At 59.9% G+C, this 12331-nt stretch carries 10 protein-coding genes; 1 reads left to right on the top strand and 9 read right to left on the bottom strand.

Annotated elements, in window-relative coordinates:
- Positions 1-3738: ATP-binding protein (locus VDP82_RS00965; protein WP_323012961.1), on the bottom strand; the 3738-nt coding region annotated here is incomplete at its 3' end.
- A 375-nt stretch (positions 3739-4113) separates the two neighbouring features.
- On the opposite strand from VDP82_RS00965, the gene VDP82_RS00960 reads away from it, so the two are divergent.
- On the top strand, positions 4114-4659 hold the full coding sequence (locus VDP82_RS00960; protein WP_323012960.1) for a recombinase family protein: 546 nt from the start codon (positions 4114-4116) through the stop codon (positions 4657-4659).
- 123 nt (positions 4660-4782) lie between these two features.
- Here the strand turns inward: VDP82_RS00960 and VDP82_RS00955 are convergent, their stop codons facing one another.
- The 8 genes from VDP82_RS00955 to VDP82_RS00920 form a co-directional block, all read right to left on the bottom strand.
- Positions 4783-5709 carry a dihydrodipicolinate synthase family protein gene (locus tag VDP82_RS00955; protein ID WP_323012959.1) on the bottom strand — a complete coding sequence of 309 codons (927 nt, stop codon included), beginning with the start codon at positions 5707-5709 and terminating at the stop codon, positions 4783-4785.
- Positions 5710-5818: 109 nt separating this feature from the next.
- Positions 5819-6541 (bottom strand): ribonuclease activity regulator RraA, encoded by a 723-nt coding sequence (locus tag VDP82_RS00950; protein ID WP_323012958.1) that lies wholly within the window; start codon positions 6539-6541, stop codon positions 5819-5821.
- Positions 6542-6574: 33 nt separating this feature from the next.
- Complete coding sequence (locus VDP82_RS00945) at positions 6575-7057, bottom strand: RidA family protein (protein WP_323012957.1); 483 nt, start codon at positions 7055-7057, stop codon at positions 6575-6577.
- Positions 7054-8079: a succinylglutamate desuccinylase/aspartoacylase family protein gene (locus tag VDP82_RS00940; RefSeq protein ID WP_323012956.1), complete on the bottom strand. Its 1026-nt coding sequence runs from the start codon at positions 8077-8079 to the stop codon at positions 7054-7056. The genes VDP82_RS00945 and VDP82_RS00940 overlap by 4 nt, the downstream gene beginning before the upstream one ends.
- The gene (locus tag VDP82_RS00935; protein ID WP_323012955.1) at positions 8076-9308 is read right to left on the bottom strand and encodes an aminotransferase class V-fold PLP-dependent enzyme; all 1233 of its coding nucleotides are present in this window, start codon (positions 9306-9308) and stop codon (positions 8076-8078) included. Before VDP82_RS00935 ends, VDP82_RS00940 begins: the two co-directional genes overlap by 4 nt.
- Before the next feature lie 3 nt (positions 9309-9311).
- Positions 9312-10409, bottom strand: coding sequence for an amidohydrolase family protein (locus VDP82_RS00930; RefSeq protein WP_323012954.1), 1098 nt, complete (start codon positions 10407-10409; stop codon positions 9312-9314).
- 41 nt (positions 10410-10450) lie between these two features.
- Positions 10451-11734, bottom strand: a complete 1284-nt coding sequence (locus VDP82_RS00925) for a TRAP transporter large permease (protein WP_323012953.1) — start codon at positions 11732-11734, stop codon at positions 10451-10453.
- Entirely contained in the window at positions 11731-12315 is a 585-nt protein-coding gene (locus VDP82_RS00920; protein ID WP_323012952.1) for a TRAP transporter small permease, read from the bottom strand. Before VDP82_RS00920 ends, VDP82_RS00925 begins: the two co-directional genes overlap by 4 nt.
- Between the last annotated feature and the right edge of the window lie 16 nt (positions 12316-12331).

The following is a 12331-nucleotide window of genomic DNA, read 5'->3' as shown; positions in this document are numbered from 1 at the left end:
CTTGGCCAGCAATGTCCACCCGAACTTGCTGGCATCGTACATGATGGTCTGACAAAGATTCAGCAGCCTGTGGCCGAGTTCGGGACGAACAAAGCCTCCCGGCTGTACCGCCGCGAAATTCAGTAGTGCGTAGATGATGTCGTGGTCGTCGCCCCCCATCTGGTCAAGTTCTGCAAGGCCCTGGCGATAATACTCCCTTGCCTCGGCAACACTCATTGGGAGCAGGTTTTCCGCGAGCTCCCGGTAGTTGTTCCCACGCTGATCGATCGACTCGTCCCGGCGAATGCTCTCTGCAACCTTCTGCGCAAAACGCCCTGTCAGGCTTTGAAGGTTTGGCCGCTTTGCGATCAGGTTCAGTATTGTCAGTCGGTCCTGGACACGAAACTTGTCGCTGGAAACAATGTCGATCAGCGCGGTGCCCTGGGCCTCTGTGATCTGATCGGCGTGCTCAAAGACAGAGGCCGCGAAGCCGATCCCGACTGTGCGGCAGAGCACGTCCGTCGCTTCTTCCGCGCGCCAGTGAACATTCAGGCGCAATGCGGCCGACCAGGCGTTCAGGAACCCATCGACACACTGGCCCCCGATGCCCTGACCGCCCAGAACCGCCGTCTCGATCGGCTCGGCCATAGATCTGATCAATTGAATACCGCTTGCTATCGCACGGCGTTCATTGACGTCAAACAGAGGCTTGCGGCCCTCCTTTGCTTTACGTCGGCCCGCAGGCCTGCCTCTCACTCGTGAGCCGAATTGTTGCGATAGGAACTCGCGGAGTTCGTCGTTTGATTTGAGCGCTTTGGCTTTCCGGCCAATCTTCAATTCACGGGGAAGCAAGTGGTGGAAGCTGACGCGTTGCCCGGCCGACCAGGCACGAAGGCAGGCGCTGAACGTGGGCGTCCAGACGCGCGAAAAGCCATACCTTTCGCTGTAGTCATAGCTGGAAGCACGGACAGTGGCACCCGCCTTCATAATATGGCGGGACGCCGATCTTGACGAACGAACCAGCGCAGCAAACGCTGCCTTCGAAACGGCGGCTTCTATAACCCGTTCATCATCAAGTCTGACTCCTCGGTCGTTGTCGTCATCCCTAGGGCGCTCGACTCTTTTCGCGATAGCGGCAACATGGTGTGGCGCCAGAGAGGCATGCCGGCCCAGCAAGGCTATGCGCAGCGCATAGGATTTGCATTCGTCACTGGCCACGAACTCAGACAGATCATCAAGAACCTGGCCCAGACCAAGCTGCTCATACTGATGGGCGAGCCTAATCACGCCGTTGCAGACTGATAGGGCAAACCAAAGGTTCCAGTTCCCGAGATTGCCGTCGACACTGTCGAATTCACGCCTCAGGACACTCAGGAACATGAGAGCGGCAAAGTCATCGTCCTGGGGGTGTGGACCGTCGAGAGGCCCATCTTCATCCTGGTTCTGGTAGCGCCAGTTGATCCAGCCAATGGCACGGTTTTGATGGGTTCTTGCCTCTTCCATCTCTCCGGCAAAACAATATGCCAGCGTGAGGCGGACGTTGCGCGCCCCACGCCAGCCCGACCGGTCATTAAACAGGCGGCGCGAGACATCCCTGTCGCCAAGCTTGATCCCAAGCCCCGGCGCGCGTCGGATAAAGTCGTCGCCCCGTGCGTTGGCAGCGGCAACCTGCGCCAGCTGCGTCGTAAGCAAAAGGGCGCGATTGAGATCGTCCTGCTTTACTGCGAGGCGAAACGCGGCGTGCAGTCGCGCCAGTGTAAGACGGCGGCGTCCATAGTCGGATTGGATTGATGCCGGGAAATCGGACGATCCAGCCAGTTCGTATGCGCGGTTGCTGTCATCAATCGTGACCAAAAATCTCGGCAGGGCTTCTGCCGCATAGGACGATGTTAGCTGACTGTTTGTAAGCCGCTGCGCAATTGCCTGCTGCGCGCTGGCCTCCTGGGAATAGGTCTTCCAGACATAAGTTTCCGTTGGTTCATCGCGAAAGATCGCGCCTTGCGGAACCAGTTCGAGCATGGGAGCCAGATCGGCAGCAGCACTGTTGACCTGGGTGACCGGCCAGCCGAGTGCGTTTGCCAGTTCATCCAGTGGTATGGGAGGCGGTAGCAGTGAAATCGCCGCAAAAAATTCCTTGATCTGACCGTCATTCCATCCGGCAACGTGAAGGTCCGCGAAAATCTTTTCGCAGCGCTGCGCTACAATTTCCTCGACAGAAATCGGCGTCGATGGCGGATTGCCGGAAACATTCTGATCCCATGACTCGACAAGGTATGCCAGCACGCGGGCATTGCACCGGGATCGCCGAAGGGCGACGGCGACCTCTTCCTCAGTCGCAGTAGGCAGTCTCCCGGCAATAAAGGCGCGCGCCTCCTCGTCCGAGAAGACCCCCAGCTGGAACAGTGTGACAGATGCGCGTCCGATCACACCGTCTTTTCGCTCCGGACGGGCGGTGAGCAGCAATTTTACGCCGTCAATCGGCTCGCGGCCTAGCGAAGCAAGCAGCAGCCTTGGAAAGGCCTCGTCCTTTCTATTATCCGCCTCTAGCTGCGCGTTATCTGCGGCGTCCAGCACAACGACGATGCCGCTCTTCTCGGACTGTTCCTGTACCGCTCCGGCCGCCTGCTCCAGGCGCCTGCGCATGGCAGTCACGAGCCCCCTGGTATCGGCATCACCTGGCAAGAGAGGATCGCACAACCCGCGCGAAGCGAGTTCATTGGCGATCTGGACAAAACCCACATTGGGCAAGTGCCTGGCCTGATCCTCAGATCGGTATGCACCGCCGCCGAAGCAGTCGAAGACCACGACTTCAAAGTCACTGGTAAGCTTCGCAGCCAGATTTTGTACAAAGACGGTTTTACCGACGCCACCTTCCGCATGGAGGAGCACAGGGACCGCAGATGTCTTTACCAGCGAAAGGACGTCATTCAGCTCTGAGCGTTCGACCACTTCGCCAACGTCAACAAAACGGGTATCGGCAGGGAAAAGGTCCTCCGGTTCGCATCCGAGCGCATCGAGGACGTCTTCGCGTTTAACGAGGTTGTTTCGGACGCCCCCGACACCGGCTTTGTCTACGACAAGTTCTACAAGCTCGTGGACCCGAATTCTCGCACGTCCGTCGTTGCCCGCTGACCAGTCCGTAAGCGAACGGCGCAGCAGGCTTCTTTGGACGGGGAGATTTTTCTCACCTGCCCGAAATTCCGTCATGCTGAAAAGGCGGTGCGGATCGACGCCCCGATCCCGGCACCACAGCGACAGATAGTCAAACTGATTCTTGGCACTCCCATCCATGGGAGACTCGCTGCCTGCCTTTAGGGCCGCAATCGCGGCCCAAAGGGACGTTGCAAACTGACAGTTTGTTACGAAGCCGAAGGAGAGCTTCTTGTCTACTTCGTCAGCCGTTGCCTCCTTCTCGTATCCAAGGACGCTATCGGCGAATTTTTCGATGGTCTTCTTCAGGTAAGAAGACGTAACGGGTGTCTGGTCGACCCGGTACTTGAACTGCAGCGTCTGGACGGCCGAGGCCGATGCAAAAGTATCCCCGGCGCCATAGTATAGAACCAAATCGGCGATTTCCTGCGCCGCGTCTCCTGGTTCGGCCTCCTCATTCGTCGACAGACCTTCTATCGCTATCGCGTAAAGATGATCGCTCGGGAAAACCAGTTGCAGAGCGCGCCGCGCCGTCCATCGCTCATGGAAATTGTGGCCCGTTCGAGACGCCCGGACAGAGTCGACGGTGATTGTTCTTTCTTTTGGCAAACGGACCTACCAGCAGTGCTAATTATCCAGAGTACTCTTAGTAAAGGCAGGCTGATCGGATGCGAAGGGCTCATGCACGTACGGTCGCGACTGAGATGAGTCGTCGGGGGTATGGCGGTTCCCAGCAATACGCAGCGAGGACTGACAATTGACGGCCGGAATCGTTGGTACTAGGCCAAAAGCTGACTGACAGCTTCCGGCCCCCTTCGCGACAATCGACTACCTGGCTGTCCTAAATGATGTGCGCAAAGCAGCCTGCTACATCAGGGTATGCCCTGGCGCGACGTAACAGCCTTCGCATTTCACCTGTAACTTCTGGGTTGACATCGACTATTTGTGACATGCGAGCCTCAAACCTAAACCTTGAGGTGACACATGGCCCGCATCGGTTACGCCCGCGTTAGCACAGTCGACCAAGATGCCGATATCCAGATCGACAAACTCAAAACCGAAGGCTGCGAGGTTATTCGCACTGAAAAGGTCTCTGGCGCCTCCCGGGCGGGGCGGGTCGAGCTTGAAACCATCATCCAGTTCCTGAGGCCTGGCGACGAGTTGGTTGTTACCCGCCTCGACCGACTGGGACGCGACACCCGCGACGTTCTCAATGTTGTGCATGAATGCGAGCAGCGCGGGGCCTATGTCACGGTGCTCGACCCCCATGTTTCCACGCGAGGGGAGATGGGACATGTCATCCTGACGGTCTTGGGCATGGTGGCGCAGATGGAGCGGCGCTTCATCAAGGAGCGGCAACGCGAGGGCATTGTGCGGGCCAAGGAAGAAGGGCGTTACAAAGGCGGAAAGCGACGCCTGGATCATGAGGCGATCCGCACCATGAAAGCTAATGGCCTAAGTCCTTCCGAGATTGCCAAGCAGGTTGGCTGCTCCAGAATGCAGGTTTATCGGGTTCTATCTGCAGGATAAAAATGTTGGCAAACGCGAAACTACCCATCGGCCGATCCAACGTAGTCGGGCGGTGCGCTTCAACTATTCATCATTGCATCGGATTTGTCCAAAAAACTATTGCGTAGTTTTCGGTGCAATGTCTTAGCCCTGAAGGCTCCGCACATCGAAACCATTCGTGGTCAGAAAATGCTCCATTTCCACCTGGTGGGCGCGCGACATCGGCCAGGAGGCCGGCGGGCGGGCCGCGCCACAGTTGAGGCCCAGGGCCAGCAATGCCGCCTTCACCCCGGTGACATTGGTGCCGTTCATCTCCGCAGCCCGAATGACCTCGAATATTTTGATGTCGTCGATCAGCGCCCGGGCCTTGGCATAATCACTCCCATCAAGGCTGTGCCAGATCGCCATGGAGCGCTCCGGCCAGATATTGACCAGCCCGGACGTGAAGCCCCTGGCGCCCACGGCATAGAGCGCCGGAGCCCAGGTTTCAGCCAGCCCGGCCACCCAGATCAGCGCCGGATCGGCCGCCGCGATTGCTTCGGCAAGGCGCTGCGGGTTCTGCGACGCCCATTTTACGCCCACCACGCCCGCAATCGCACAGATATCGGCAATTGCGGAGGTGCCAATGGCATCATTGCGCAGATAAAGCACGACAGGCAGGCCATCGGCGGCGCCTGCCACCCGCTTCACATACTCCACCAGGCCGCGCGGAGAGGCGAAGGGGTCGGGCGGCTGGTGTACCATGATCGCAGCTGCCCCCGCCCGGGCCGAGACCGCGGCCAATCGGCAGGCATCGGTGACGCTGCGTCCCACGCCTGCGAGCACCGGCATCCGCCCATCGGCCAGATCGCATACGGCATCGACCATATTTTCGGCCTCTTCCAACGTGAGGGAATAAAACTCACTGGTGTTGCCGTTCACGGTTGCCAGGTGAACACCGGCGGCAAGCATGCGGTCCAAAATGGGTTGCAGCCGCTGTGGTGCGATCTTGTCATCGCCGTCAAAGGGGGTGACGAGAATGCCGGAAATGCCGGCAAGGCGTTGGATAAATTCAGCCGATACTGAGGGCATTGCAGTCGTCCTTGTCTTAGGCGGGCGAGTAATGTCCTCGTCCGGCCTGAATAGGGAGGTGAAGCAAGAGAGTGCTTGGCCGGAGCCTGCAGCGCGCGGCTGCCGGGTTTCAGCCTTTGGCCTCAGCCTGCCAGCGCTCAAATGCGTCCTGATGCGCTTTGTCCGTAAGCGGGTATAGGCCAATAATGCCAGTGCCCTTGCGAACCTGCTCGATGACGTAATCCTCGTAAAACGTCATCTGGACAGCCTCATCGGCAATTTCGGTGACCAGATGAGCAGGGATAATGACCACTCCGTCGCCATCGCCGACAACGACGTCGCCCGGCCATACCGCCGCATCGCCGCAAGAGATCGGCACGTTGATATCGATGGCCTGATGCAGGGTCAGGTTGGTGGGCGCCGAGGGACGACAATGATAGGACGCAATCGGCAGGGATGCGATTTCGTCGCTGTCACGGAGACCACCATCGGTCACCACCCCTTCCACGCCGCGCATCATCAGCCGGCTGACCAGAATGGCGCCGGCCGAGGCGGCGCGCGGGTCTTTTCGACTGTCCATGATCAAGACCTGACCGGGGGGGCAGGTCTCCACGGCAACGCGCTGCGGATGGTCCACATTCCGAAACACCGATAATTGGTTGAGATCCTCCCGGGCCGGAATATAGCGCAGGGTAAAGGCTTCCCCGACCATGGTCTGGGCAGCACGGCCAAGCGGCACGACATTCTGGACGAACTGGTTGCGCAGGCCGCGCTTATACAAGGCTGTGCTCAAGGTGGCCGTGCTGACACGGCGCAGCTTTTCCCTGGTGGCGTTCGACAAATTGCTAGTCATAGTGTTTTCTTGATCCAGATCGAGACGTGAAACTCAGCTTTCGATGGGCAGCTTGAGTTCAATAATGGCTTCGACTTCCACCGCCATGCCGAACGGCAAGGTGGCGACCCCCATTGCGGAGCGGGCATGAACACCATCCGCACCAAACGCCGCGACCATGAGGTCCGATGCCCCGTTCAGAACCGCCGGAACCTCAGTGAAATCGCTGGCCGCGTTGACGAAGCCGGTCAGTTTGACCACGCGCCTGACGGCGTCGAGACCACAGATCGCTTCAATTTGTGCCAGGACATTGAGGGCACAAAGCCGGGCGGCAGCAGCGCCTTCTTCGGTGGTGAACTGCTCGCCCACCTTGCCGATATAGCGAAAAATGCCGTCCTGGCGGGTTCCCTGCCCCGACAGGAAAAGCAGACTCCCCTTGGCCATCACGCCGGAGGTATAATTGGCGACGGGTTTTACCGCCGTCGGCACGACAATCCCCTGGCTTTGCAGCCGGGCGCGAATATTTTGGTCGCTCATGACTGATCCCCCATCCATTCGGCCACGACGACGGCCGAGGCATCGCCGGCCGAAATCAGGCCCTGTCCGCGCTGGCACCAAAGCATCCCGCTCCGGCTCGCCAAGACCGGGATCGGCTCCCGCCATGGATCGTCCATACTGTGGATTTCGCCCAGAACCTCGCCCGGCTTGACTGTGGCGCCTAGCGGGATACGCGGCCCATAGATGCCGGAAACGGGGGCAAAGCCATAATCTGTCGCCGCCGCAATTTCCATAAACCGGGTTGGGGTTTGGAGCGGGGCGAGTACCGCGTCAATATTGCCCAGATGCGCCAGAGCGCGACGCAAGCCGCGGCGCGCAATTTCCAGCCCTTCCAGCGATACAATGCCAGACCCGCCCAATTCGCTTGAAAGCGAAATAACGCCCAATTGCTCGGCTGTGGACTGGAAAGTAAAGGCACCATCCACTTCACGGTTCATGACATGCAGCGGGGCGCCGAAAGCCGACGCCAGCGCGCGCGTGCGGGTCAAAGTGGCGGCGTCGTCCAACAGATGCGACATCGTGCAGGGCATGCAGTCGAGCGACCGGCCACCCGAATGCAGGTCGATATTGGTGGTCACAAGCGGTAGCAGCCGATGCCGCACGAAGTGAGCCAGCATCTGCGCAAAGCTCCCGGCAGCGTCGCCGGGGAAGGATCGGTTCAGATCACGGCCATCAATAGGCGACACCCGAGCTCCGGCGACGCAGGCCGGGTAATGCAAAGACGGGATGATGATCACTCGTCCCGACACCGCTTCCACCGTAAGCGTCCGCGCCAGCTCGGCAAGGGCGATGGGCCCCTCATACTCATCACCATGCACCCCGCCGGTCAGCAATGTTCCGGGGCCGTCGCCATTTTTGATCACCATGATGGGGATGCGCACCACGCCCCAGGCGGAATCATTACGGCTATGAGGCACTTGCAGATACGAAACCTGCTTGCCGTCCCGATCAAAATCGATGTCGCAATGGATGCGCGTCCAGCTTTGCTCGGCTCCCTTCATTGCCGGGCTCCAAGCGTGATCGGAAACCGCTTGAGGTTCTCGACAGCCTTGTCCGCCAGATTGGCGGATGCGGGCTGCGCCTTGCCATCGCTCGCCCCGCCTGCTGCGACGACGGCCTTGATCGAGGCCAGGATATGGTCGGCCAGCGCATCGTCGGCGCGGCGCAAATCGACCTGCAGCAGCCCGATATCGGCCATCAGGGTTCTGACCATGATCGACGGCTTCATCGCTGCCAGCCCGCTCGATAGCTGGTAGGCCGTCAGGCCCGCCTTGTCCGGATCGACCTTCAGCAACAGCCGCGAGAACAGATAGCTGGTGGAGTCAGGCTCTATTTCGACCGTGATGCCGGGAAGGGTTTCGAGTTCGGCCTTGCCACGCTGCAAAATTTCCATCCGCCTGGCCATGATTGCAGCATGGTCCGCCCGCTCCCAGCGCTCGACCGCCGCAATGGCCGAGATCACCGCTTCCTTGCCCACTTTCATCGGCCGCGCGATCCCCTTCTCCTGAACGATGCAGGCCTGAATGAGATCGCGGCGGCCGGCGACGGTTGCACCCGTCAGGCCGGCGAAGCTCTTATGCATGCTGGTAATCACCAGATCCGCACCGGCGCGCAGAAAGATCCGCGGGTCCGGCTCGGCCGCGCCATCGACGATCACCGGAACGCCATGCGCGTGGGCCGCTTCACACACTTCTTCCAGCGCGATCAACCCGCTCTGCACCGTATGGTGGGAAACGACAAAGAGGACCGCCGCCGTATCCGGGGTAATGGCATCGACCAGCTGGTAAACACCACATTCCGTGGCCGCGCCGATTTCAACCAGCCTGGCGCCGGTCAGCGTCACATTTTGCCCGATATAGCCGCCATAGGTGACATTGTGCCCGCGCTGCAGGATCACCTCTGACTTCATGGCACGCGTGTCGGGCAGCCGTTCCGCCCTGGCCAGATTGTCGCCGGTCATGCAGGCCGCCACTGCTGTAGAAATACCGGCGGCACTGCAATTGACCACGACACCGCCCTCTGTCCCGAAGGCCCGTGCGATCGTGGCATAGGCGACGCTCTGCAACTCCAGCATATCGACACAATGCGGGACCAGCGCGTTGACCGCTTCCAGCACCTCGGCACAGACCGGGCTCGCGCCTTTCGTAGTCTCCGTGCCCGAGGCATTGATGACGCGGGTCAGCCCGTAGCGGGCAAAAATATCAACCGGGTTTTGCACCTGGATCGTCATGGCTCAGCTCCCTGCCTTGATATTGTAAATGGAGGCAGTATTGGCCCCGAAGATCAAATCCTGCTCGGCTGGCGGGAGGAAATCGGCATAGCGACGGATATAGTCGAGCGACTGCCGATAGGTGCAGTATCGTTCCACATTGGGCATGTCGGAGCCCCAGAGCAGCTTGTCGGCCCCCAACCGGTCGCGCAAATCGCGGATCAGGGGCTGGGCTTCCTTATAGGGATAGTCCCAGCGGCCACCCCAGGTGATCGGGAACATCAGCTCCGTATAGAAATTGTCGCGCTTGTAAACGGCTTCGAGTTCCGGAGGCAGATCCCAGCGATCTCCTGCCCCGAAGAAATGCACCGGCACACCCATTGCCAGATGGGTGACAAGTCGCGGGAAGCGATCGAGAACACTGGCCAGCCGGAGCATGTTGGCCACATAGGTGGCCTTGTCATAATTGGGGGCGCCGCTAATTTCGGCGCACAGGACCAGATTGCGCTCCTGCAACCGCTCCCAGAGTGGATCGAGTTGGGGCGCATCCAGGGTCCAGGGAAAGCCATGCCGGGCAAACCCTTCATAGTTGAAATAGATGCCTTTCAGACCCCGGTCGGCGGCGCTGTCGAGCAAGGTCAGGGCCTCCGGCGTACCCGCCATTGCCTCGTCCAGATGGATAAGACCGGTGAATTTCTGCGGATATTGCGACTGGGCAAACAGATTATATTCGGTCATGGCGCCATAGGCACCACCGGCCTGCAGCACCGCGTGATCCACTCCCACATAGGTCATCTGGGCCAGCATATGCTCGGGCGGGGACTCGATGTTCTGCATCCCTACCGGCATATATTGGACGTAATAGTCCTCACCATCGACCGTGAACTCCATCTGCCCGTAGCGGCCGATCCGGAATGACACCTCATTGAGCCCCTCCCAGGACGGGTCATCCGCTCGCAGCAGCGCCTTGGTGTCCGCCGGGGCGCCATCGCGGGCCCGAAAGGCGCTGGCCACAGTGTGGGCCAGCATGCGCTGCATATAGCGGGCATGAATGCTCCGCGTTGGATGGCCGCCGGGTTCGATCCAGTTTTGGATGACATGAGCATGGCAGTCGATAATCATTGCAGGTTCACTCGTTAGATTGCGGTTGTTGGAGAGACCCGTCAGCTCAGCACTGAGGGCAGCCACAACGCGATTTCAGGAAAGGCGATCAGCAGGCCAATGAGTGCCAGCATCGCGATCACAAAAGGCAGGGCTCCGACGATGATGGAGTTGAGGCTCCCCTCGCGCCGAACCGCCTGGACGATATAGAGATTGACGCCGACCGGAGGCGTAATCATTGCGGCCTCGACCAGAATGATCACGACGATGCCGAACCAGATCGGGTCGTAGCCCATGGCCACCACGATAGGGGTGATCACCGGAACCGTGGTGATCATCATGGACATGGTCTCCATGAAACAACCGAGCACCAGATAGAAGGCGATGATGATCAGCAGCATCTGGAAGGGAGACCAGCCCAGCTCCGCAATGAAGCTATTGAGCGCGGCCGTAAGCCCGGTGGTGGCAATGACAAAATTCAGGAAGGACGCCGCGACGAAAATAAGCAGGATCATCGCCGAAGTGCGGATGGTGCCCTCCGCCGCATCGCGCAACATGGCGAAGGACAGTTTGCCCCGCGTGGCCGCAAGGATCAGCGATGCTGTTACGCCCAGCGATGCAGCCTCCGTAGGCGTTGCCCAGCCCAGATAAATGGATCCGACCACGATAATGAAGAGCAGCACGGGGGGTACCAGACCCGGCAGCGTCCTGAAAGCTTGCAACGGATCAAACGAGATCTTGTCGCCATCCAGGCGCGGCCAGAAGATGCAGGCGACAAAAATCACCAGCATGAAGAGCGCCGTGAGCAAGAAGCCCGGCACAAAACCGGCGAGATACAGCTTGGGGATCGAGGTCTGTGTGAGCACCCCATAGACCACCAGATTGATCGATGGCGGAATGAGAATTCCAAGCGTACCGCCAGCCGCAATAGAGCCAAGAAACAGGCCGGGCGCATAATTGTTGCGCTTCATCTCCGGCACCGCGACGGTGCCGATCGTGGCCGCAGTCGCGGCACTCGACCCCGACGTTGCCGCGAACATGCTCGCGGCAGCGATATTGGCATGCATGATGCCACCCGGTACCCAGGAGAGCCACTTGGCGGTCGCCTGGTAAAGACTGGAGGCAATGCCGCTTCGAAGGAGCACCTCGCCCATCAGAATGAACATGGGCACACACACGATCACGGTGTTGGTGCTGGCCTGCCAGCTGGTCTCGCCCATCGCCTTCCATAGCGGCAGGCCGGCGTGAAGTTCCGAGAGCAGATAACCGAGCAGGGCCAGCACGGCCGCCACCGGAAGGCCGATGGCCAGCAGAGCCAGCAAAATGAAAAGGGATGGAACGATCACTTGGTGTTGTCCTCCGCCAGCGGGGTGACCTGGCTCAGTTCGGTCAGGGCTTCTGTTTCGGCCGTCGGGCTGCCGATCAGCAGCGCCGCCTCATCGAGCCGGTTGGCCAGCACCAGCCTGATGCCGCGAGCTAGCAGGAACAGGCAGGAAAAGCTGAAGACGAGAAGTCCGAGCACCCAGAGCCCTTGTGGGATCCAGAGCGGAATTGCGAGTGGCGTCATGGACCGCGACTTCATCCGCAGGCTTTCGGCAAAAGTGCCGTAGGCAAACCACGACATTGCCAACGAGAACAACGCCATCCCCAGCAGCGCGACAAGATCGGCATAGGCTGCGCCGCGCCGCGAAAAGCGACGGGTGAGGGCGTCGATGCGAACATGAGCCCGTTCGAACAGGGCAAAGGCAGCGCCCCAGGAGGCCACGATCGCCAGCACGTAAGACGACATCTCGCTCCCTACGTTGAGGCTGATCATGAAGACCTTCCTCAGGATCACTTCCAACGACACCACGATGGCAACGACGATCAGGGAAACGCCAGCGGCCACGGCCATCGCCCGCGCCACGCGAGGCAGAAAATTTACCATCTATCGACTCCGGTGG

This window comes from Devosia sp., from assembly GCF_034675085.1.
In the GTDB taxonomy this organism is placed as follows: Bacteria; Pseudomonadota; Alphaproteobacteria; order Rhizobiales; family Devosiaceae; genus Devosia.
This window is presented reverse-complemented; position numbering and strand designations above follow the sequence as displayed.

Excerpts from the sequence above, each read along its gene's own strand:
- VDP82_RS00920 (WP_323012952.1), bottom strand. The coding sequence starts at position 12,315 with ATGGTAAATTTTCTGCCTCGCGTGGCGCGGGCGATGGCCGTGGCCGCT.
- VDP82_RS00935 (WP_323012955.1), bottom strand. The coding sequence starts at position 9,308 with ATGACGATCCAGGTGCAAAACCCGGTTGATATTTTTGCCCGCTACGGG.
- VDP82_RS00950 (WP_323012958.1), bottom strand. The coding sequence starts at position 6,541 with ATGACTAGCAATTTGTCGAACGCCACCAGGGAAAAGCTGCGCCGTGTC.
- VDP82_RS00960 (WP_323012960.1), top strand. The coding sequence starts at position 4,114 with ATGGCCCGCATCGGTTACGCCCGCGTTAGCACAGTCGACCAAGATGCC.
- VDP82_RS00945 (WP_323012957.1), bottom strand. The coding sequence starts at position 7,057 with ATGAGCGACCAAAATATTCGCGCCCGGCTGCAAAGCCAGGGGATTGTC.
- VDP82_RS00930 (WP_323012954.1), bottom strand. The coding sequence starts at position 10,409 with ATGATTATCGACTGCCATGCTCATGTCATCCAAAACTGGATCGAACCC.
- VDP82_RS00940 (WP_323012956.1), bottom strand. The coding sequence starts at position 8,079 with ATGAAGGGAGCCGAGCAAAGCTGGACGCGCATCCATTGCGACATCGAT.
- VDP82_RS00955 (WP_323012959.1), bottom strand. The coding sequence starts at position 5,709 with ATGCCCTCAGTATCGGCTGAATTTATCCAACGCCTTGCCGGCATTTCC.